The sequence below is a fragment of the Prolixibacteraceae bacterium genome (genome assembly GCA_019720755.1).
Lineage (GTDB): Bacteria > Bacteroidota > Bacteroidia > Bacteroidales > Prolixibacteraceae > Halosquirtibacter > Halosquirtibacter laminarini.
Genome location: CP081303.1, coordinates 476,296 through 501,665 on the forward strand (window position 1 = coordinate 476,296; position 25,370 = coordinate 501,665).

The 25,370-nt window shown below is 34.7% G+C and carries 12 protein-coding genes; 10 read left to right on the top strand and 2 right to left on the bottom strand.

Annotated features, from left to right (window positions below):
* Positions 1 to 5: 5 nt before the first annotated feature.
* The 7 genes from K4L44_01905 to K4L44_01935 all read left to right on the top strand — a co-directional run bounded on the left by K4L44_01905 (position 6) and on the right by K4L44_01935 (position 16,281).
* Positions 6 to 1,316 carry an MFS transporter gene (locus K4L44_01905; protein QZE14650.1) on the top strand — a complete coding sequence of 437 codons (1,311 nt, stop codon included), beginning with the start codon at positions 6 to 8 and terminating at the stop codon, positions 1,314 to 1,316.
* A gap of 249 nt (positions 1,317 to 1,565) precedes the next feature.
* A complete protein-coding gene (locus tag K4L44_01910; GenBank protein ID QZE14651.1) occupies positions 1,566 to 5,528 on the top strand; it encodes a response regulator in 3,963 nt (1,320 codons plus the stop codon).
* Between the two features lie 341 nt (positions 5,529 to 5,869).
* Positions 5,870 to 7,213 (top strand): hypothetical protein, encoded by a 1,344-nt coding sequence (locus K4L44_01915; protein QZE14652.1) that lies wholly within the window; start codon positions 5,870 to 5,872, stop codon positions 7,211 to 7,213.
* Positions 7,214 to 7,223: 10 nt separating this feature from the next.
* Positions 7,224 to 7,847 (top strand): choice-of-anchor J domain-containing protein, encoded by a 624-nt coding sequence (locus tag K4L44_01920; protein QZE14653.1) that lies wholly within the window; start codon positions 7,224 to 7,226, stop codon positions 7,845 to 7,847.
* Positions 7,848 to 7,884: 37 nt separating this feature from the next.
* Entirely contained in the window at positions 7,885 to 11,004 is a 3,120-nt protein-coding gene (locus K4L44_01925) for a TonB-dependent receptor (GenBank protein ID QZE14654.1), read from the top strand.
* Positions 11,005 to 11,032: 28 nt separating this feature from the next.
* On the top strand, positions 11,033 to 13,000 hold the full coding sequence (locus K4L44_01930; protein QZE14655.1) for a RagB/SusD family nutrient uptake outer membrane protein: 1,968 nt from the start codon (positions 11,033 to 11,035) through the stop codon (positions 12,998 to 13,000).
* Between the two features lie 392 nt (positions 13,001 to 13,392).
* Positions 13,393 to 16,281, top strand: a complete 2,889-nt coding sequence (locus K4L44_01935) for a helix-turn-helix domain-containing protein (protein ID QZE14656.1) — start codon at positions 13,393 to 13,395, stop codon at positions 16,279 to 16,281.
* A 13-nt stretch (positions 16,282 to 16,294) separates the two neighbouring features.
* Here the strand turns inward: K4L44_01935 and K4L44_01940 are convergent, their stop codons facing one another.
* A complete protein-coding gene (locus K4L44_01940; GenBank protein QZE14657.1) occupies positions 16,295 to 16,738 on the bottom strand; it encodes a hypothetical protein in 444 nt (147 codons plus the stop codon).
* A 48-nt stretch (positions 16,739 to 16,786) separates the two neighbouring features.
* Entirely contained in the window at positions 16,787 to 18,061 is a 1,275-nt protein-coding gene (locus K4L44_01945; GenBank protein QZE14658.1) for a sulfatase-like hydrolase/transferase, read from the bottom strand.
* A gap of 401 nt (positions 18,062 to 18,462) precedes the next feature.
* On the opposite strand from K4L44_01945, the gene K4L44_01950 reads away from it, so the two are divergent.
* The 3 genes from K4L44_01950 to K4L44_01960 all read left to right on the top strand — a co-directional run bounded on the left by K4L44_01950 (position 18,463) and on the right by K4L44_01960 (position 25,366).
* Positions 18,463 to 21,036, top strand: coding sequence for a sodium/solute symporter (locus K4L44_01950; protein QZE14659.1), 2,574 nt, complete (start codon positions 18,463 to 18,465; stop codon positions 21,034 to 21,036).
* Positions 21,037 to 21,048: 12 nt separating this feature from the next.
* Entirely contained in the window at positions 21,049 to 21,960 is a 912-nt protein-coding gene (locus K4L44_01955; GenBank protein QZE14660.1) for a dihydrodipicolinate synthase family protein, read from the top strand.
* A 94-nt stretch (positions 21,961 to 22,054) separates the two neighbouring features.
* A complete protein-coding gene (locus tag K4L44_01960) occupies positions 22,055 to 25,366 on the top strand; it encodes a SusC/RagA family TonB-linked outer membrane protein (protein ID QZE14661.1) in 3,312 nt (1,103 codons plus the stop codon).
* Positions 25,367 to 25,370 lie beyond the last annotated feature (4 nt).

Sequence of the window (25,370 nt, forward strand, 5' to 3'; positions counted from 1 at the left end):
GATTTATGACTACTACTAAACCACAAGGTACATATAGGTATCGAATATTGGCGATGCTTTTCTTAGCAACGACAATTAACTATATGGACCGTAGTATCATGGGGGTTTTAGGACCTACCTTGATGGATAAATTTCATTGGACAAACAGTGATTTTGCAAATATTAATATTGCATTTAAGTTAGCATATGCTATCGGTATGTTGACGATGGGAGGATTGATTGATAAATTTGGTACTCGTATTGGATATGCAATATCAATTACAATCTGGTGTTGTTTTGGAATGCTTCATGCTTTTATTCAACCTGCGTTTGCTTTAATCGGATTTATGGGGGCCCGTTTTGGGTTAGGTATTGGAGAAGCAGGTAACTTCCCTGCTGCTGTGAAAACTGTAGCCGAATGGTTTCCTAAAAAGGATCGTGCATTTGCAACAGGTATTTTTAATGCAGGATCAAATGTTGGTGCAGTATTGGCACCTGCAGTTGTTCCATTGGTTGCAGGTGCGACTGGTGACAATTGGCAATATGCTTTCTTGATTACAGGTTTCTTTAGTATTGTTTGGGTTGTTGTATGGCTTAAAATGTATAAAAAGCCAGAAGATCATCCTAGAGTTACAAAAGAGGAGTTGGCTTATATCAATCATGATTGTCAGGTAAAAGAGACAGATGCTCCTGTTGAGAGTCTTCCATGGTCGAGAGTATTGCCATTAAGACAGACTTGGGCTTTTGCTATTGGAAAAATTACCGATGCTGTCTGGTTCTTCTTTATGTTCTGGAGTGCAATATTCTTTAAAGAGGTCTTTGGCTTGCATGATATGCATGAATTGGGTGGTGCTTTGGTTGTTATTTACTTGGTTGCAGACTTTGGAAGTATTGGTGGTGGATATTTGTCTAAAATGTTTATCAACAGGGGCTTTAATTTAAATGCTGCACGTAAATTATCACTTTTGATCTGTGCATTATGTATTTTACCAGTTGCTTTTGCTCCATTAACAGATAATGTATGGATTGCAGTGTGTTTGATTGCACTTGCATCAGGAGGGCATCAAGCTTGGTCTGCAAACTTGTTTACCTTGGTTTCGGATGTGATGCCTAAGAAAGCCATCGCATCGGTTGTAGGAATTGGTGGTATGGTTGGAGCGATATCTGGTATGTTGGTTGATTTTGCCTTAGGTCAAGGACTTGATGGTGCAGGAAAATCATTCTTCTTTATCATGTTTGCTGTTGCAGCTTCTCTTTATTTGGTAATTCTTTTGATAATCCATTTACTTCTACCAAAATTGAACCCTTTGGATGAAAATTTAAAAGTTGTGAAATAATATAGATTTAAATAAATTAAGAAAAAGGCTATCTAATTATAGGTAGCCTTTTTTATTTATTTATTTAGTAAATTGTTGATTATATTTAGACATGAAAAAAAGTTAAATAATGTCTACTGTAAGGTTAACTAAATGTGATATATAATGAAAACCTTATCTTCGTGAACAAATACTAATATTAAATCAAGAATGTTGAGAACTCTACGAATCCGACTTTTTTATTTATTTGTGTTTATGTGTGTTACGATCATGACACTCTTTTCACAGAATCATATTTTTGACCATTTGAGTGTTACAGATGGGCTTACTCAGTCATCTGTCATCTCAATGGAGCAAGATAGCATAGGGTATGTGTGGATTGGAACACGTAGTGGTTTGAATCGATATAACGGGACTGATATCGAACAGTATCATCATCTGAGAGGGGATTCAACGAGTATCTTGGGAGAGAACGTTAAACAGATCGTCGCAACATCCAAATCTAGTGATGTGTATATTCTTGTTAAGCAAGGAATCTCGATTTATAGATATAAAGAAGAGTCTTTTACAAACTACTCTTTGTCGCATTGTGAAACGATGTATGTCGATGGTACTACGATCTATGTGGGAGATCACAAAGGTTTGGGGGTTCTTGATACTCAAACAGGAGAAGTAAATCGAGTTGCAATACCTGGGTATTCAGACTTTATACTTAGTAATATTCATGTGGATACTACGGGTCGCCTATGGTTGGCTACCTCACAGTATGGGCTTCTTTGCTATAATCCTACTCGTAAAACGGTCAAAGTTGTTTTAGATCGTATTGTTACTTCTATTGTTGAGTTTAATGGTGGTTATCTCGTTGGTACTACAAATGATGGAGTATACCTGCTAACTGAATCAGGAATTTTAAAGCATTTTCATCAAGGATCTAAAAAATATCCGTTGTCAAATAATACTGTGAGATCAATTTGTAAAGATCCTTTAGGGAATGTTTGGATCGGTACATTCATGGGTTTGAATGTTTGGAATCCATCGAATAACAAAGTGGATTTTTATTACCAGTCTGATTTTGATCCTAATGGTTTATCACATAATTCAATATATTCGATTTTTGCTGATAACCAAGGTAGTATTTGGATTGGATCTTATTTTGGCGGAGTTAATATATATAATCCACGTCTCACCGTATTTAAGTATTTTAAGCCAAATCAAGTTGGAGATCGTTCGATAAACTATCGTGTTGTTGGAGATATCATTCAGGGTACATGGCCTAATCTGTGGATTGCAACAGAGGGGGGTGGGTTGAACCTATATAATAGAAAGACCCATAGGTTTAAATACTTTACTCATAACAACTTAAAAAGTTCGATTTCTCATAATAATATCAAGGCACTTTTCTTTGATAGTAAAAACAAACTCTGGGTTGGGGCACACAATGGCGGTGTGAATGTATTAGATCCAAAGAGTGGTAAATTTAGAATTTATGATAAGGAAAATAGTGGTATTGTTGATAACTCTGTAACAGCTATTACAGAATGGAATGATCATATATTAATTGGTAATGCTATAGGATTGTTTCTTCAGAAAGATGATAAAGCTTTTGTCCCGTTTATGGATCATGGCACGCCTGGGTCTCCAGCAATTATGGGTACTATCCTTCATATTATTGTGGATTCAAAGCATCGGCTATGGGTTGCAACTGAATCGAATGGGTTGTTTATGTATGATGATGATAATGGAAAAGTGACCCATTATGTGGTAGATGAGTCGAATCCTTATGGTCTACCTAACAACCATATTACATTTTTGTTTGAAGACAACTCTGATAGAATTTGGGTTGCTACATCAGGAGGTGGTTTGTGTCGATATCTAGAAGAACAGTCTGGTTTTGATATTTTTAACAAAGAGAAAGATGGAATATCAAGTGATTTTATTTTTGCAATAGCACAATCTAAATATGGCTTTTTGTGGATTGCTAATGGAAGTGGAATTAGTCTTTTTGATGTTAAAAAGAGAAATTTTAAGAATTTTGTTCATAGTAAAGGGTTTCCTTTAGGAGAAATAAATGAAAAGAGTTTGTGCGTTACCAATTCAGGAGAAGTTTATGTCGGTGGTATTCATGGTTTGGTATCATTTAAAGAAAAAGATCTGATACGTACTCGTTCAAAACGTAAAGTAGTGATTACTGATGCTTTAATACGTAGTGTGGATGAATCCGAAGGACTTAGAGGGGTTCAGGAATCTCTACTATTACATAAGGATTTAAGTATTCCTTTTATGAATTCAGGAGTTACTTTCTCGTTCTCTTCTTTCGATTTTGTTAAATCATTTCGTCCGGATTTTGAATACATGCTTGAGGGATATGATGATCATTGGATACGAGCTTCTCATTTTAATAAGGTTTCATACAATAGACTCTCTTCGGGTAATTATGTCTTTAAAGTACGAGTTGTAGGTGATACTGATGTAAATTATAGTGACTCTGTTCAAGTTGTCGTTGCTGCTCCTTTTTATGCAACTTGGTGGGCTTATTCACTATATTTTGTATTCATTGTTTTGATCTTCTACTTGATTCACCGTGCTTCTGTCAGAAAATCGATACTAGAACTCTCTCTTGAGCAACAAAAGATGGATGCAGATAGACTTGTGAAAGAAAATGCGAACAAATTACAATTCTTTACGAATATATCTCATGAATTTAGAACGCCATTGACAATCATTTCAGGTTTGTTAGAAAAAGTGTTAACTACTAACAGGCTAGTAGATAATGACAAAAAATCGTTAGATTCTGCTTTTAGGAATTGTCAAAGAATGACCTATCTTGTTGATGAGATATTAGATTTTAGAAAACAAGAGTTAGGAATTTTGTCCATTGACTTAATCAAAATAGATTTTGTCTCTTTTTCACGCCAAGTCTTTGAAACCTATGAGCAATATGCAATTATTAATGATGTACGTTATGAATTTGTTTCAAATCAAGACAAGTTGGATTGTTGTATCGATCCTAAGCAGTTTAGAAAGATAATTCACAATCTTATATCTAATGCATTTAAGTATAGAAATGATAACTCTATTATTCGTGTTATTGTATTCGAAGAGAATGACTCTATTATCTTGAAAGTGATTGATAATGGTGTTGGTATTGAAGCTGAATATCTTGATAAAGTTTTTGATCGTTATTTCCATACGGAAGGGAAAGAGTCTGGTACTGGCATCGGTCTTTCCCTTGTTAAAGGTCTCGTAGAGGCACATGATGGAAAGATAACTGTTGACAGCGTTGTTGGTGAGGGGTCCTGTTTTCAAGTAGTCGTCCCAATAAACTCAACTTGTTGTGATGGTAATGAGGTTATTTCCGAAATGGTTTGGAAAGAGGATGGGGTGGATCATTACTTAGTTCCTGAAGTTGAAACTCCTAGTGTTTGTGAAGATATTGCTGATACAGAGAAAGCGACAGTTTTAGTTGTCGATGATAACAGGGAGTTGCGTGATCTTTTGTATGAGACTCTTTCGTCGCATTTCAATGTTTTTACTCAAAGCAATGGCAAGAGTGCATATGAATGGGTTGTTGAAAATAGGCCAGATATTATCATTAGTGACGTGATGATGCCTGAAATGAATGGTTTCGAATTCACACAGCTTGTAAAACAAGATGAGAGCTTATGCCATATTCCTATCGTGCTTTTGACTGCAAAGGATTCTCGAGAACATTTTAATGAAGGAATACAAGCTGGTGCTGATGACTATATAGTGAAGCCTTTTGAGATTAATATGCTTTCAAAGAAGATAAATAATATTCTATTGACTCGTACTGCACTGCAGAGACAATATAGCTCTGATCCAGATTTTGATACCAAAATATTGGCTAAAAATGATGTTGACAAAGAGCTTTTACAAAAAGCAAGAGATGTCGTTGAAGAGAATATTAATAATCATGAGTTTAGTGTTAATGACTTTGCTCGTGAGATGTGTCTTGGAAGAACTAGTCTTTATGATAAGATTAAAGGTGTTACAGGTCAGACTCCTAATGATTTTATTATGTCTACAAGACTGAAGACTGCAGCCCAGATATTGAGAACAAATAGATCAATGAACGTTTCGGAGGTTGCCTATACGGTTGGTTTCTCTACCCCTAGATATTTCAGTAAGTGTTTTAGTAAGCATTTCGGTGTGCCACCAAAGAAGTATGCCAAGCAATTTGTTGTCAACGATTCTACAGAAGATGGTATCTAATGATAACCGTCTGTTTTTAAGTTGAATTAGTAATATATTTAAGCATAATTTAATCCATTCTATTTCTAGTTAGTTTCATTTTCCTTATATCAGTGTTCTAATTATTCATTTGATACTCACATATTTTCCGTTTTTTTCGTGTTGTGTTTGCATATCATTGAAAATAAGTTGATTGAAACGTGTTATAATTGTACGTGGACTTTTGTGTGTTTCTTTCAAACAAAGGTCTGAGTATATTTGGTTCTTGATAGGATAATGTAACCATGCGTTCGTTATATCCTGTTTTGTTTTTGTTTTTGTGTGAATTATAAAAAAGTAAAGCTAACTAAAATCGGTAATTTATGTTTTCGTTTAAACTGGTAACGATTATGCGTAAATACTTCGCAATTTGTCTGTTGTTAGTAAGTATTTTGTCTTCGTGTACTCCTGAAGAATACACTTATGTTGATCGGTATGGTGAGAAGCCATCCGATATTTCTTATGTGGAAATCCCAGATTTTCTAGAGGGTGGGTCTTTTACCTCTTCAGAAGCTTATATTACTCTTGCTTCTAATGTTTTTCCAGAGTTTTTTATGGAGAATGTTTCGAAAGATGGAGTAAATTTAGATGATGTGTCTGTTTTTAAAATAGATACTCTTTCGGGTGTTGTGACTTTGAATGAAGCCAATAACCTTGTCGCAGGTAGTTATAATGTTGGAGTAAAAGTTCGAACTTTTAATAATGCAGCTGCACTATTAGAAGATGGAACTTATGAATTAACAAAAGTGTTACATGATAGCGTAACCTTTATTGATGCACTGTCATTTGTTGTTCTTCCAAAATTACCTGAATCCATTACTTATACTCCTAATCTTATTGGAGCTAAACCAGGTAAAGCTTTTTCTTCAGCGATTCCTGTTGTTGTAGGTTCTAAGCCAACTCTACATGAGCTTTTTGGTGAAAATGCTGATCTATTCCAAATCGATGCTAATACTGGAGTTATAAGCCTTCCTGCAGATCATACTGTTGCTGAAAAAACTTATCTGTTAAGTGTGAAAGTAACTAATGAGGCTGGTGTTGTTGAGTTTCCTAATGTTTTAACTGTCGTAGTTGCTCCAGCAACAGAAGTAGTAGTTCAGTCGTTGAATTTACCTGCTTATGGTGGTATCAAGCTTAAAGTTGAAGATGATAACATTCCAGAGATGAGTGTTCTTTCTGTTGATCCACTCGCTCCAGTTCAAGATATTTCTAAGAAGAAATGGTCGAAAGCTTGGGGGTTATGGTATTATGATTTTGGAGATGGTAAAGAGTATAGTATTGAGTTTATCCCTGCAAAGTCAGAACAAGAGGATTATATTTGGTTTGATGATAAAGTGAGTCTTGTCGATGCTGTAAAAGCAAATGTTGAACTAGTCGCTGCGCATGCTTATGGTAGTTTTAACTACTGTAATTTTGATCTGATTGTAAGTGAAGATTTTACAGGAGATGCATCATCTGCTACTTGGAAGCATTATCCTGTAGATATGTCAGCTCATGCGTTAGAAAAACGAATACCTCAAAAATATGAGTTTGATATTTCAGAATTTGATGGTAAAGAGGTGACTATTGGATTGTACTGCAAACACTTTTTGACAGGTAGTACAACTTTAAGTGCTTTGTCAAAGAATTTGCTAGTTAAAGATATTGTTATCAAAGCAACTAAATAAGCATTAAATTATGGCTAAGAATATATTTATATATACTGCAATATTTTTTCTTTCATTGAATGTCGTGTTTGCAAAAAAAAATACGGTTGTTTTTGATGGAAAAATTGCTTCTGAAAAATTAGTAAGAGGTACGTCAGAGTTAAGTCAATTTACTACTTATAGTTTAATGGCTGATGGTCAGCAAGAATCAAACAAGAAATGGCTAAAAGTTTGGGGAGTTTGGAATGCAAATGATGCTTCAAATCAAAGAGCTAGATGTTTGAATTTTGTTTGTAATAGAGTTCAAAATGATGATTGGTTGGTTACCAATTCTATTGATTTAACAAATGTTACTAAACCATTTCTTTTACTTGATTATTATTCACGTTATGGAAGTGACAAGGCAAACAAATTTGAGATTCTGATATCTATTGATTTTGCAGGAGATGTGTCAGCAGCAACTTGGACTTCTCTACCTTTTACGGTATTTAATAAACTAAGTCATGCTGAGCCACAAAAGATATCAATAAAGAAGTATCAAGGTAAAAAAGTCCATATTGCTTTTCATGTCTCTGCAACAGAGAATAAAAATGAGCTAAAGAATATGACTCGTAACTACTTTGTTACTAAAGTTCAAGTTGTTGGTAAAAAATAATCTCAGTAGAATAAAATTATTAGTTATCTGATTTATTATGAAAATATTTAAGTTATCATATATTGGTCTGCTCCTTTGTATGCTATGCTCTTTTGTTGGTTTTGCACAAAAAGGGTTGGTAAAGGGAGTTGTTAAAGATGATCAAGGTTTGCCCCTTCCTGGGGTAACCGTTGTTCTTGAAGGGACAACTACAGGTACCATTACAAATTACGATGGTATGTACTCTCTTAAAACAAAAAAGAATGGAAAACTAGTTTTTTCATTTATCGGTTATAAATCGGTTACGGAGCCTATTAAAGGGAGATCTAAAATAGACGTTGAATTAGAGAATGATATACAGCAGATCGGTGAAGTGGTTGCTGTAGGTTATGGTACAAAAAGTATTAAGGATGTTACAAGTAGTATCGCTACAGTAAAAGCGGAGGAACTAGCTAAAGCTCCTGTAGCAAACTTCGACCAAGCTCTAGCCGGTCGTATGTCAGGTGTACAAGTGTCTGCTTCGGATGGTACTCCAGGTAAAGGAATGCAGATTGTTATTCGTGGAGGTAACTCTGTAACTGGAGATAATACCCCTCTTTATGTTGTAGATGGTATTGCAATGGAATCTTTTGATCCTGGTTCTCTTTCTACGAATGACATCGAGAGTATGAGTATCTTGAAAGATGCTGCTGCATCAGCAATCTACGGTTCACGTGCTGCTAATGGAGTATTCCTTATCACAACAAAAGGGGGAAAAGTAGGACCTACTCGTATTAGTGTTAATGTTAATGGTGGTGTTCAATGGATTCCTCGTAGGATGGATGTTTTAGATCCTTATCACTTTGTTACTCTTCAAGAAGAGGTGGCATATGAATTGGGTGGAACTTACATCGATAACTTTAAAGAGCATTGGGTTTCACCAGAGCTTTATAAAGATTCAAAAGGGACAAATTGGCAAGATGAGATTTTCAGAACTTCTTTTATAAAGAATGCAAATGTAAGCCTTTCTGGAGGTAATAAAAGTACCCGTCACTATGCTTCTGTGAACTTTGTAGATCAAGAAGGTACGATGATAAATACGGGATATCAAAAGATTAATTCACAGTTACGCTTGAACCATACTTTTAGTAACAAAGCGAAATTTGGATTAAACTTTAACTATAACCATACAGATCAAAAGGGCGAGACTATTTCTGGAAATAATAGAAATAGTATCATTATGGATGCTTTGACATTCCGTCCTGTTAACCCTGTTATTGATGATGGTCTTGAAGAAGGAATAGATCTTGACGATAGAAATAATTTACGTTTTAATCCTGTTAAGAACTTGACGAATACAGATAGAAGTTACCAAATTGATGCATTACGTATTAATGGTGATTTCTCATTTGATCTAGCAAAAGGGTTGGTTTTTAAGACTACTGCAGGTTTTAATGTGGATACTCGTAAACTAAGTAAGTCTTATGGTTATGATACTTACCAAGGACGTCGTGGTGTGAACGGGATCAATAGTTATATTGAGTCTAGAAGAAAGTATGTGTTGACTAATACCAATACATTGAATTATAATAAAAGAGTCGGTAACTCTAAGTGGAATTTATTGCTAGGAGAGGAAGCATCTTCAATTGTTTCTGATTATGTAAGAGCTGCTGGTGCAAATATGCCAATCGATGACCTTGGTGCTGATAATCTTGGAATGGGAACTACTTTCCCTGCTCCAAAATCAAGTAAAACAGGAAATACCATGTTGTCATATTTCTCTAGAGTAAATTATAGCTATAAAGAGAAGTGGTTATTATCTGCAACATTCCGTGCTGATGGTTCTTCAAGGTTTACTGGAGATAACAAGTGGGGATACTTCCCTTCAGCATCTGTTGGGTACCGTATGATCCAAGAGCCATTTATGCAGTCTCAAGATTTTATCTCTAACTTAAAGCTACGTGCTACTTGGGGACAAAATGGTAATAATAAAATTGGCGACTTCTCTGCATATAATTTAATGAATGCAACGACTTCATCAGGGTATATGTTTGAAGATCTATATCATAAAGGACTTGTTTATACCAATCTACAGAGTGAGGATATTCGTTGGGAAACAACGACTCAGTTGAACTTTGCTATTGATTTAGGTTTTGCTGATGAACGTATCAAGACTACGTTAGAATGGTATCGTAAAAATACTACGGACTTACTTCTTAATGCAGATATGGCTCCAAGTACAGGTTTTGATAAAACATATAAAAATGTTGGTGAGATTCAAAATCAAGGTATGGAATTAGCGATTAACACGATTAATGTTAAGACTAGAAACTTCGAATGGAGAACCGATTTTAATATTTCTTATAATAGAAATAAATGTATCTCTTTGAATGATGGTCAAACTGAGTTGTTGACTAATCCTGATTGGAGTTTTAAATACTCGGAATACCAGTATATCACAAGAGTAGGGGAGTCTGTAGGTCAGTTCTATGGATTGAAATCTGATGGGGTTTATACAGTTAATGATTTCAATATGGTTGATGGAGCATATGTTCTTAAGGATGGAATTCCAAATAATGGTGCAAAAGTTGCTCCTGGTTCAACGAAATTAGTTGATGTCAATAAGGATGGAACTATCAATAATAAAGATAGGGTGGTTATCGGAAATGCTCAGCCTGATTATTTTGGTGGTATCTCAAATAATTTCAGATATAAGAATTTTGATTTCTCTTTCTTCTTCCAGTGGTCTGTCGGAAACGAGATCTTAAATGCAAACCGAGTAGTACTTGAGATTCCTGAAACAAAGACGAATTATAATTATCTCTCTTCTGTTGCAGGTCGTTATTCTTATACAAACCCTGATGCAAATACGGACATTAATATTATTCGTAATGGTAATGTCTATGGAAAACCAACCAATGGTAACTTTGTCTCAGATCGTTTTATCGAAGATGGATCGTTTTTAAGACTTAAGACTGTTCAAGTAGGATATCAGTTTAGCAAGAAGATGGCGAAGAAAATGCATCTATCAAAGGCTCGTCTTTATGCTTCAGGACAAAACTTGTACACGTGGACTAATTACTCGGGTTTTGACCCAGAAGTTTCTGTAGGTAAAAATGGTGCTTTAACTCCAGGGTTGGATTATTCCGCTTACCCAACAAGTGCTACATTTACTGTTGGACTAGAGATTGGATTTTAATCATTACTAATTTGTAATTATTGTAATCATGCAAAGATTATCAAAATATATCGTTGTAGTAGCTATTTTTATTGCTACTACAATGCTTCAGTCGTGTACCGACTTCTTGAATAAGGATCCTTATTCAGATATTAAATTAGAGAACTTTTATAAAGACGAAAAACAGGCAGAATTGGCCTTGACTGGGATTTATAGTAGTATCGGAAGTGATTATACATATGGATACTATTTGTCTTGTCGTTTCACAAGTGGAACTGATGATATGATCTTTTCTCGAAACTACAGTACTTGGAACGTTTCTCTTTTTACTGCAAATGATGCGACTAATGAATTAGAGCAGTCTTATAGAGCTCTATTCCAGGGTATCAATCTTGCAAATATTTTTATCGAGAAAGTTTCGGTATCTAATATTGATGAAACAAAAAAACAAAGATTTCTAGCAGAAGCACGTTTCTTAAGAGCTTTTTATTATTTTGATCTTGTACGTTGGTTTGGGGATGTCCCTTTAAGATTGGAGTCGGTTACAAGTAGTGCGACTTCTGAAACAACTAAACCTAAGTCTGATGTATTGGATGTTTATCAAAAAGCGATTATTCCTGATCTTGTATATGCTTCTGAGCATGCTCTGTCTAAAGGAGATTCAGACTATCAAATTGGTCGTGTGACTAAGGCTGCTGCAAATGGTATTCTTCAGCGTGTTTATCTTGCAATTGCAGGTGTGAAGAATGATGAGAAGCGTGGCGCATACGAGGAGTTTACTAAAGAAAAGTGTTACCAAAATGTAATCAAGTATGGTAAGCTTATCGTGGATAGCAGACAGTATAACCTTATTGATGAATATAAGCAGATCTTTTTGAATGAGATTCAAAGTATTGCTAGTGATGAAGAGGTGATCTTCGAAGCACAGTTTAAAAACCTTAGACAAGGTGGTATCGAAGAACATGGACGTATCGGTAATATGAATGGTGTTCAGGTATTTATGTCGGGACTTACAGATCCTTATGCATATGCTTACAACTATGCTGCTCTTTCGTTACTTTATGATTACGATAAATCTACAGGTGATAGAAATGAAGATAAGAGATATATCTGGAACGTTGCTCCGTTTAAGGTTGCATTGAATAACAAACTAGATACGATCTATGCTATGAATCCTGATACCAATCAACCTGAACTTGATGCTGATGGGGATAAAGTGATTGAGAAGGTTATTTATACTACAGACCGTGTTGCTGGATTTACTTATGTAGGAAACTTTACTACTCGTAACCCTGGAAAATTCCGTCGTGTGAGTTTTACTGAACTTGAGGATGGTGTTTTAAGAATGGAGAGAAAAAAGGTTGAAATGCCTAGTGGACAGCAGAAGACACTTTACTTGTGCTATAAGCAGATGCCAGCCGAAACATATAAAACGGGGGATGATGGAACTGGTCATATGTATCTTTTAAATGATGATGGGTCAAAAACACGTCTTTCTAAACATCAATATTTAGTAACTGAAGGTTTTGTTTGGAAACAGATTCCTAATGGATCACTTCAAATGAAGACTTTAGAATCAGGTGCTATTGATAAGAATTTCACAAGTATCAATTTCCCATTATTACGTTATGCTGACGTATTATTGATGATGGCTGAAGCAAACATTCAATTGGGACAGTTATCTGATGCAATACCTTTTGTTAATAAAGTGCGTGAGCGTGCTGGAGTCCCTGATTTAGATGCTTATGTTACAGGTGACCAGACTTTATTCTTTAAAGAACTTGTTGATGAAAGAAACCGTGAACTTTGTTTTGAAGGAATACGTCGTCATGACTTGGTTCGTTGGGGAATCTATGGCGATAAACTTAAAGAACTTAATGATCTGATGATTGCAGAACCAATTAATAAGAATTCAAAATGGATGCTTCGTCATGGTGAGAATTATAAGAAGGAACTAGAGATCTTACCAACTCCGTTAAGTGAGATGAATATTAATTTAGGAATGAAAGAAGAGTAATCTTTCATCGAATCTAATCTAAAGGGTAGAAGCTTATGTTTCTACCCTTTTTATTTATAGATTTTGTTCTATAATTATTTGGTATTTTAGATTGATCTGTTTTTCTTACATTATTCTCTGTTTCCTCATTATTAATAATTGTATATATAATTCCTTTTCTTTTTCTTTGTGTATCGGAGAGACTTCATAATAAATAGGATTGTTGTTTGAGTTTTGTTAGTTCTTTCCTTTTTTTATAAATGTAGATATATGCTAATTTGGGGATAGACATGTACTAATTTTTTAGAGCTTATATATGATCTTCTGTTGTTTTGTACAGACAAATGTATATTGATATTACAATCTATATCCCTAATTTACTATCTTGCTAATCAATAAAATTTTCATCTGCTTTGAAATTTAGGAAACTAAGATATTTTATCGTACTGGCCTTCTTCATTATTAGCCATGAGTTGTGTGCTTCTGATTATAGATTTGAATCTTTTCAGCCGAGTATGGGTGTTAGTTCAAACTTGTGTACCGCAAGTATTGTGGATAAACTCGGTTTTCATTGGTTAGGAACGAATAGTGGTTTGTATAGATACGGTGTAGATGTACAGAAGATATCTTTACCAAAATCACAAAATAACCTTGTTAATGATATTAAGATTGTTGCTTTAGATATAGATGATGAAGGCTTTATTTGGGTTGGTGCAAAATCGGCTGTGTTTAGAGTTAATTCTATATCATTTCAAGTAGAAAAGATCAATTTCCCAGAAACTTCTGTACCCAATCTAACTTCTTCGATAAATGATGTCCTTGTTGGTCCTAATGATTCCGTTTATGTAGCAACACGTAATGGTTTACTGAAGTGTAACAGAGAGAAGGATAAATTATATTTTGATTCTAGATTTCCTCATATTGAAAAAAAAAGAGATAGTGTTTCTAAGTCAAAAAGAGTTATTACCGACCTTATGTTTGATTCCTTGGAGAGATTGTGGGTTTCGACAGATGGAGGCGGTGTTCGTGTCTATAATAAAAGTGGTGCACCATTCTTGACTTTTGATACGCAACAACTTGGTTCAAATAGTATATTCTCGATGTATGAGGATTTTGATCAACATGTTTGGTTGGCTAAATCTAGAGGTGCTGTTTGTCTTGACAAATCGTTTACTCCTTTAAAGAATATAGAGAAATTATTTTCTGATTTCCGAATAAACTGTTTCTACTCTGACAGAGTGAACGATGTCTTGATTGGTACTGACAAAGGAGTATTTAAATATGAGAGTCATAATGGACATTTTTCAGTGATTGAGAATGCTGGTGATAAAGAGTTGTCAATTAACAATAATGGTGTTATTTATATTGGAGGTTGGGCTAGTAATCAATTTATAATTGGATCTAGGTTAGGTGTTTTTGGAATGATTAAAACCAATTTTAATTTTGATACCTATAGTTTTAATACCCCTACACCAATGTCGTTATCCGGGAATCTACTAAGAGCAGTGGTCCAAGATCCTAGAAATAGAAAATATCAATGGATCGCAACTTATAATGATGGCGTCGATCTATTAAACTCTAGAACGAGCATAATTACTCCAATTCCTTTCGATAAAAAGATATCATCTTCTATTACTTCTTTGCATTGTACAATGGTAGACTTCCATAAGAATATCTTTTTTGGCTCGAATAATGGAATATTGCGTTTAAATAAAAAGGAGAGAGTCTTATATCGTTCCAAATTTTATGGCTTGCCTATCTCGAATGAATCTATCTATGCAATGTTACATTCAACTTCGGGTGATTATTGGGTTGTAGGCATGTCCTCTGGACTAATTCGTTATAATCCACAAACTCATCTTTTTAATAGTTATTGTAAGTCCGATGAAAAAGGGTATATTCCTACAAGAAATATTAAAACACTTTTCCAATCTTCTAATGGTTCTATTTGGGTTGGAACACATATAAAAGGGATCTATAAATATGATTCGAACCAAGATCTTTTTACTTGTTATTCGACAAAGAATGGATCTACTAATTTAGTTTCTGATAAGATTTTTTGTTTTTATGAGGACTCTAGAGGCGTTTTATGGGTTGGGACAGGTAAAGGGTTGGCATATTATGATCCCGTAAATGACAGTTTTAAACCTTTCGAATCTGATCGTTTTGCAATAAATATGTTGGTGTTAAGCATCCAAGAAGATAGTAGTGGACGTATGTGGTTGGGTACAAATGATGGTATCAAATGTCTTGATCAGGAAAAAGAGACATGCTCAGAATTCTTTGTCCAGGATGGCTTACAGTCAAATGTTTTTGAATATAACGTATCAACAAAGAATAAGAACTATATTTTCATGGGAGGTAACAATGGGCTAAACCGTTTTGATCCTTCAAAATTTAAGACATCAAAACGTGATGCTAAAGTTGTAATCACTAGAGTTCAATGTTTAGATAAAGAGGGAAATAAGACTGAGTTTGCGAATCATCATTTATATAAAATGACTGGTGGTTATCAAAATGTACAGTTGTCCCCTGAAATTGAAAAAATTTCATTGACACTCTCTGTGACAAATGAGTTTGATCAAACAAAATCCCATTTTGCATATAAGTTTGAAGGAGATTCTTTATGGACGTGGAATAAAGATGCAACAGATAAAATAACTTTAGAGATTCCTAGCGAAAGGAAGTTCTCAATCTACTTTAAAGCTTCTAATAGCCATGGGATTGTAAGTAAGAAAAAGATAGTGATACACTTCTTTAAGGCTCGTTCTTACATGATGCTATTTTTAGTTCCTCTAATACTAATTTTAGTAGTTACTATTGTAAAGTATTTTCTTTCTAGAAAGAGTGAGCGTAAAATTGAAGTGAATACTTCTGTTTCAAACATCTTTTCTCCTCTACAAAATACTCATGTTCCATCTGAAGTTGCCGAGAAAGCAATAGAGAGTGAAATAGAGTTAGAGGGAAAGCAGATAAAAGAGGCCCTTGAGAAAAATATGTGGTACTTAGATAGAAATTTAAATAAGCATCTTTTTGCTCATCACCTGCAAATATCAATGTCTCATCTTTCTCTCGTTCTTAGAGAAGGATTAAAGATGAGCTTCAATGACCTTATTAATAGTTATCGTGTAGACGAGGTGAAAAAGCGTTTAAAAGATCCATCATTCAAAGACTACACTTTATTAGGTATTGCAGAAGATTGTGGGTTTAATTCCAAAACTTCTTTTTATAGAATCTTTAAGAAATTTACTGGGATCACTCCTTCTGAATTTATACAAGATCCAAATATAGATGAAGAGTAAAATTAAAGAGTCTTTAGAACAACTCTTTAACTTTATCTTTTCTATCATATTGTATTCCTATCGAGAACATCTGCTTTTGATGCATATCATAATAATGATAAACTAATGGAGTCTTAGATTCTCTAAAATACTTCATATTAGCATTCTGTTTAAGAAAACGAATTGCATTTTGTTGAATCCGATGTTTCCTTTTTCCTTTAAAAATGTGATCACTTTTAAGGAATGGAAATGTAAGATAATAGTGTAAGGTGTCCCATGAAATATTTGCACTATCAAGTCTGAGTCCTTCATCAATGGTTGTTGGAGACCTCTTGTTAATGTCCTCCGTTATCTTTTCTAATTGAAATTTAGTCTCTACTTGTGTTGTTTTAAAAATAGATACTTTAAACATTAATAAGACAATCGCTCCTGCAACTATAATCCAAAATTGGGTTTTGAATTTTTTGTTATCCATCATTATAAAATTTAGAGAGGTTTTGTTTGTTACAAAACCTCTCCCAATATATTAAATATGATTCTTTATCCAAGTAAACTTTCCTTGATATTTATCTACATGGTCTACTAGAATATTAGACAACTCTTTTTTCACCTTTCTGTACTTTCTATTTTCGTATACATTGTTTAGCTGACCTGGGTCTTTTTTCATATCGAATAGCATATGATCTTTTCCAGTGTTACTAATACACATTGAATATTCGTCGTTATATATTCCAATAAATGCTGATTTGATATTTCGACCATGTCGACAAACGATTGCATAATTATTGTCCATTTTTGATACTTCAGATTCTAATAATGGAGAAATACTTCTTCCATCCATTGATTTTTGTGCTACAACTCCCATTAGTGATGCCAAAGTTGCTTTAAAATCTACTGTCGTAACATGGTGGTTAATGACTGTGTTAGGCTTAATCTTTTTTGGGAAACGAATAAGAAAAGGGATACGATAAGCATTTTGGTAGAAATTATTTTTACCTAATAAACCACCATGCTCACCCATATATTCTCCATGATCTGTTGTAAATACAATAATGGTATTATCATATATACCTTTGTCTTTTAGTGTTTTGATTACTTTACCTACATTGTCATCAATACATTTCACCATTCCATAGTATTGAGACTTTGCATCCTTAAAGTTTTCTAAAGTATGTTTAGGATTGTGCCAATAATACTGTTTAATCCATACTGGGGTGTCTTGTTGATCAAAGCTATTAGGTAGAGTCATCTCTTCTGAATCTACAAGATTACTATATGGATCACGAACTTTGAATGGAGTATGTGGGTCTGGGATAGACAATACAGCCAAGAAAGGATTATCTGTTTGGTCATTAATGTACTCAATAGCTTTATCTGCAATAAAATCCGTAGTGTAAGACGTTTTATCACCAATCTTATTAGATACTCTTGGTTTATTTTCGTGAATTGTTTTCCAGTGGCCTCGATTCCACATATGAGTACATTCAGTGAATCCCATAGATCTACTCTCTTTAAGGAAACCCGGCTTTGCATCACCATCAAGATGCCATTTTCCAAAATAGGCAGTATTATACCCATTATTTCTTGCCATTTCTCCAAATGTTTCTACGTCTCTGTTTAGTGGAACATCATTGTGAACTGCACCATTTTGATCTATATATTGTCCCGAAAAAAAACACCCTCTTGAGGGAGTACATACTCCAACATTGCAATAGAAATTATTAAGTATAGCTCCTTCTTCTCCGATAGAATCAATAAATGTGTTTTTATAATGCTCCCTCCATAACTTCCTAAAGTCCATCTACTCTGCTGATCTGTATGGATGATTACGACATTGGGAAGATCGTTATACTTCTTCTTAGTAGTCGCTTTTAACTTTGTTGATAATATTCCCATTGATGCAATACTACCTAATTTAATAAAGTTTCTTCTTTTTATTCGTTTTTGTTTTATGATTAATCTTCGTGAAAGATGCGAATAAATTAACTAAAAATAACCGCATTCATTCGTTAATTTATACACTATAATTTAGATTTAATGTTGCTTAATGTTAATGCTATCGGGTTTGTTTGTTATATGTTCGAAAACACATTCTTATCATTTGTTTATATCATTCTCCTAGTGTATGTTTGTCATACAAGTTGATGTGTAAAACAAACATGTATTAATATTTGAAGCTAAACTTAATATACACTAATAAAAATGAGAAACACACTCTTATCAATTTTGATGCTTTTGTTATTCGTCTCAACTGAATGTATAGCGGAAGAATTTGAATGGAAAATTAAAGGAAATTTACCAGAATCAGTAGATCATGGTGTGGGTAGAGCAGGAACCTTTAGTGGCTTTATCAATGATAACTTGATTGTAGTGGGGGGGGCTAATTTTCCTGATCAACTTCCATGGAATGGTGGAGTAAAGGTGTATCATAATGACATCTTTATAGGTGATGTATCTGATCAAACTATAAAATGGAAAAGTTCTAATATTCATTATTCAAAGAATATTGCGTATGGAACTAGCATTCAAATTAAAGAAGGCCTCTTGTTAATCGGGGGTGAAAATCGAGAAGGAATATGTTCTGATGTAACTTTGTTAAAATTTGATGGCAAGGATGTTAATACCGAGTCTTTTCCATCTTTACCTACTCCTCTCTCTAATTTAAGTTCGACTAAAATAGGGAGTATTGTTTATGTTGCAGGAGGAGTAGATGCTTCAAAATCTACTACGAATGCTTTGTATGCTTTAGATATCTCCAATAAATATTCAAAATGGATTAAGTTGAATAATTTTCCTGGAAAGTCTAGAGCTTATAGTGTATTGGTAGCACAAAATGATGGAGAGAAACAGTGTTTGTATCTTTTAGGTGGAAGAAGTTTTAAGAAAGGAAATGATCCTGAAGTGTTGAACTCTGGGGTAAAGTATGATCCGATATTGAAAAAATGGAGTGAGATTCGTGGCGAATTTCCTATAATGGCTGGTAATGCATTTGCTTCTGGACAATCTTTTATTGTTATTCCTACTGGTACGGATGGTGTGCTTTTTAATAAAGAAGTTCAAGTGAAGACTAATTTAAAAAGATCAAATAGTAAGGTCAGTCATGAACTTTTAGACTATTATACAAACCATCCAGGTTTTCCTAATAAAGTGTATGTATATAACACGATAACCAATAAGTTAGTTGTAGATAGTAAATTGCCAAAGAGTGGTGTAGCAACTGCTTCACTCACTCAAAATAATGGGCATGTATATATCGTTAGTGGTGAAGTGAAACCTGGTGTTCGTACTCCAAATGTTATTGAGGGTTCATTTATAGAAAAGGAGAGTTCTCTTGGTTGGTTGAATATTTTAGTACTTATTATATATTTTGGTCTTCTGGTTTGGATCGGTTACTATTTCTCAAAACGTCAAAAGAATACAGAAGACTATTTTAAAGGAGGAGGAAGAGTCCCGTGGTGGGCAGCAGGTCTAAGTATATTTGGAACAGCCTTGAGTGCAATAACTTTTATGGCGATTCCTGCAAAATCATATGCAACAGATTGGTCTTATATTTGGTTGAATCTGGGTGTTGTTGTTGTAGCTCCAATTATCGTATATCTATTTATCCCATATTTTAGAAAGCAGAATATTACCACTGCCTATGAGTATTTAGAATTACGTTTTAATTATTTCTTAAGAGCTGCAGGAAGTGCCTCTTTTATTATTTATCAAATTGGTCGTATGGGAGTGGTACTTTTCCTTCCAGCCATTGCATTGAATGTTGTAACAGGAATTGATATTTATGTCTGTATTTGTATGATGGGCGTTTTAAGTCTTCTGTATACATTAATGGGGGGAATTGAGGCCGTTATATGGACTGATGCGATGCAAGTTGTCGTACTGCTTGGTGGAGCAATCCTTACTCTTTTCTTGATCTCTAATCAAGTTGATGGGGGTTTTACTGGAATAATGAATGTTGCCATTGAGGATCACAAGATACAAGCTTTCAATACAGCCTTCGACTGGAGGCAACCTACTTTATGGGTTGTGTTAATAGGGGGTGTTTTTAATCAGTTTTCCACTTATGCATCTGACCAAACAATGGTTCAGAGGTATCTTACTACTTCTGATACAAAAAGTGCACAAAAGAGTGTGTGGACTAATGCTCTTTTGACTATTCCAGCAACATTGATATTTTTCTTTGTAGGTACAGCTCTTTATGCTTTTTATAAGCAACATCCTGCTGATATGAACTATTCGCTTGTAAATGGTGATAGTATATTTCCTTGGTATATTACTAATGAGTTACCGAATGGAGTCGTTGGAATTTTAATTAGTGGAATTTTTGCTGCCGCGATGTCAAGTGTGTCGAGTAGTATAAATTCTGCTGCCACGTCATATTGTGTTGATTTTCATTTTAGAATGTTTAAGTCTTCGGATCAGTCCATGCAAGTAGCAAGACGAGCTACATTAGTCATCGGGCTTTTAGGTACTGCTTTTGCCTTAATAATGGCTAGTATGGAGATTAAGTCTCTATGGGATTCTTTTAATAAAGTATTGGGACTTGTAATAGGAGGTTTAGGAGGTTTATTTCTTTTAGGGATTTTATTTCCTAAAGTTAATGGTAAATCTGCTTCGATTGCATTTATCCTTACAATTATAGTGCAAATATTGATATCTAATTTTACCCAACTACACTTATTGTTATATACTGCTACTGGAGTTATTTCATGCTGTGTGTTAGGTCTGTTTATTCATATGATATTGCCATCTGATTCACAGGATGGGAACAAATAATATAATATAAAAATGAGTCAGAATAAAAAAATTACAGGTTTTGTAGCCGCACCATTTACTCCAATGTTTGAGGATGGATCATTAAACCTAGATGCTATTTCAAAATATGCTGACAAACTTAAAGGCGACGGTCTAGCAGGTGTTTTCATCAATGGAACAACTGGTGAGGGCATGTTAATGTCACTTACAGAGCGTAAGTTAGTTGCAGAGAAGTGGCTAGAACACCAAGAGGATACTTTTCATGTAATTGTTCATGTTGGTTCAACAAGTTCTGTGCAATCAGCAGAACTAGCTGCTCATGCACAAGAGAATGGTGCATATGCAGTAGGATGCATGGGACCATGTTTTTTACCTCCATCTAATACCGAAGATCTAGTTCGTTTTTGTGAAAAGGTAGCCCAAGCTTGTGATAATACTCCTTTTTATTATTACCACATGCCTGCAACTTCGAATGTGAATGTATCTATGGTTGAGTTTTTGACTCTAGCTCAAAAGAGAATTTCTAATCTTGCTGGTATTAAATTCACTCATAACAACTTAATGGAGTTGCGTCAATGTATCCAGTTTAATGATGGTGAATTTGATATTCTTCATGGGTATGATGAAATTCTTTTATCAGGCTTAGCCATGGGGGCTAAAGGAGGTGTTGGTAGTACTTATAACTATATCCCATCTGTTTACCTTGGTCTAAAAGAGGCATTTGAGAATGGAGACATTAAAAAGGCTCAAGAACTTCAGGATATTTCAATCAAAGTAGTAGAAGTTCTGATTAAGTATGGAGGTGGTGTAATTGCAGGAAAAGCAATTATGAACCTTATTGGAATAGAATGTGGACCTTGTAGAGCACAACTTCCATTTTATGGGAAGAGTGAGCTAGAAGCTATCGATTCTGACCTTAAGAAGATCGGCTTTTACGATCTATAGTAATGAATTTAAAATTAGGAGGAGCAACTCTTTCACCTTCTGCTCCTCCAATTTTTAATTGATAATTGTATAACCAACTAAACAATTTGCAAATATGCGAAAAACAATTATTAATCGATGGGGAATTTCTGCTAAAATTACCTCGATTCTTTATCTAATGATGTTCATGCTATGCACTATTAATAGTTTATCTGCACAAGATTATCTGATTAGTGGTGTTGTTAAAGACAGTTCTGGACTTCCCCTACCTGGAGCTACTGTGGTTCAAGTAGGAACTACTAATGGAACTGTGACCAATGTGGATGGTCTCTTTACATTAAAAGTTTCTCAAAACTCTAAAATTACTGTATCATTTATCGGGTTGGAGTCTCAAACTTTAGAGGTTTCCAATAGAAAGAAGTTTGATATTAAACTTAAAGACACTGCAATTGGTCTAAATGAAGTCGTTGCGGTTGGTTATGGTAAGCAATCTCGTTCTACAATTACTTCTGCTGTAACAAAGGTGGATGATAAAGAGCTTGCAACTACTCCTTCTGGAGATGCCCTGTTGTCTGTTCAAGGTAAAGTGCCAGGGGTGGATATTCGTGTTACCACTGGTCAACCTGGATCTACTCCAAAGGTCCTTATTCGTGGAGGAACTTCTCCTGGTGGAGGAACCCCTCTATATGTAATTGATGGAGTTATTCGTGACAATATGAATGACTTAAACCCTGAAGATATTGAGTCGATGCAAGTTCTTAAGGATGGTGCTTCTGCTTCTATTTATGGAGCAAGAGGAGCTGCAGGGGTTATTGTGATTAATACGAAAAAAGGTAAAAACTCTAACGGTTTTGGTAATATCAATGTTAAGTATGGTACTACTGTAAATAAGCAAGCAAGAAAATATCCATTTTCTAATGCACATGATTATTTATGGGCATCACGTGTTGCTGCAAACCAAGAGTTAGATACAAACTCAAAGGCTCGTTTAGAAGACCCTTCTTATGGTTATGGTACTGGGAATGCAAACTATTCTGGTAAACAAGGTGCGGGTTATGGAAATTCAGTTAGTACTACAGAGTTCTACGATGACCTAGTAGCAGTAAATGGCCAGGACTACGTCAATAATTTGATCAACAGCCAAGGATATGAGACCATGATTGATCCTGTTACAGGACGTAAACTCATTTTCAAAGATGCGAATTATCAAGATCAAATGTTTAGAACCGGCGTTATTAATGATATGAATGTCTCTTTTGACGGAGGTAATGATAAAGGAAATTTCTATGCAAGCTTTGGAGCTTTGGATAATAAGGGTATTGTTGTTGGTTCGAGCTACGACAGATATTCAGCAAAATTTAATGGTGCTTATAATATCAAAGAAAATTTAAAAGTAACTGCCGGGGTTGATTTCCAAAAATCATCGGCTCTTGGACCAAACAATAGTGCAACAGATCGTTCTGCAAGAATGCCTCAAACTATCCGTTTATATACAGATGATGGTTTGCCATCTATTGGTGAAGGTGGAGGATCTCCTCGTAATATTTTACATTCTAACTATTACCAAACGCAAAGCCAATCTAAGTATAGAACTACGTTGAATACTAGTTTTGATTGGGAAATTCTACCTGGCTTAAATTTTAAACCTAGAGCTTCGTATTATAAATATGAATATATCTATGATTTCTTTGAGAAATACAATCCTTACGTCACAAATCGTCCAATGAATGCCACCCATAACTCTTATGAGCAATGGACTCTTGACAATGTGTTGACTTATACTAAAAGCTTTGAAAAACATAATTTTGATATCTTGTTAGGACAAAGTATGAGAAGTGAACACACTTTTAATATGAATGGTTCTGGTGCAAATGCAGCAACAGATTACGTTCCAACATTAAATGCTTCTGCGACAGATGATGAACGAATAAGTTCTACTGTTGGGGATGTTAGAACCTTATCTTACTTTGGACGATTTAACTATAACTTTGATGAGCGCTATCTTGTTTCTGCGAGTCTTCGTCGCGATGGCTCGTCTCGTTTCTCAGAAAAAAATAAGTATGCCTTTTTCCCATCTCTTTCTGGAGGTTGGAACATTCACAAAGAGGATTTCTTCCAAGGAACAAAAACTGCTGAAGTAATTACAAACCTAAAGTTAAGAGCATCATACGGTACTGCCGGTAATGATAATGTAAGTCTTTCTGATACTTATGGAAGTTTTGGTACAGGATCGAATTATCAAAATAACACGGGTGTACTACAGTCTACGATTGGTAATCAAAATCTTGTATGGGAGTCAACATCAACATTAGATATTGGTTTTGATATGGGCATTTTAAATAATAAGCACACGCTATATTTTGACTACTACGATAAGCGTACAAAAGATAGACTTTATGGATTTAATCTCCCTGCACAAACAGGATTTAATTCAATCAAGGACAATATTGGTATCTTCCAAAATAAAGGATTCGAGATTGGAATTAACTCTACTCTTATCAATACTCGTGATTTCAAATGGGATCTATCTTTTTCTTTCAGTTTAAACCGTGGTTATGTTCTGAAGTTGCCAGAGAATGGGAAAGACAAGAACCGAATTGGTGGACGTGAGGTTTGGGATGAAGCATCTAAAAAATATATCACTGTTGGAGGAACTGCTGAAGGAGAACGTATTGGTCAGAGATGGATGTGGCAAGCGGATGGTGTTTATATGACAGATGAAGAAGCTGCCAATGCTCCATATGATACTCAAGTTTCAGGAAGCAAACTAGGTCAAGCAAAACATGCTGGCGATACTAAGTGGATTGATAGAGATCGTAATGATACAATTGATACACGTGATTTGGCTTTTGAAGGATATGCAAACCCAGATAAGATGGGATCTATTATCAATACATTTAACTATAAAGGTTTTTCTCTTAGAACTGTTATGCGTTATGGTTTAGGTCACATTGTTGCGAATGGTTGGAGAGCAAGAATGAATGGTAATGCTAGAAATAGAATGGGTACAACCAAAGATGTTGCCAATGGAAATATCTTTTGGGCTGATGGTTTAGAGCCATACGAAGGATACGACAACTCTCAAGCAATCTATCCTCGATATAATTCAGGATCAGATTATGATAATGGTTACCGTAACCATATGCGCGGATCTCCAATTGGTAACGGAAACTACGATAACGATATGTATGTCTCAAGTGGTAATTATTTAGCCTTTAGTGAGATATCTCTATCTTATGATTTCAACAAGAATAGCAAATTTATGCAAACATTGAGAATCAAAGGATTGAATCTTGCAGCTGGTGTTTATAACCTTGGTTATATCACAGCATTTGATGGTTTAACTCCAGAGCATTATGATGGTAAGGAAGTTGGTACATATCCAAATCCTTTACAATTTAACTTTTCGGCACGTTTCACTTTTTAAGCAG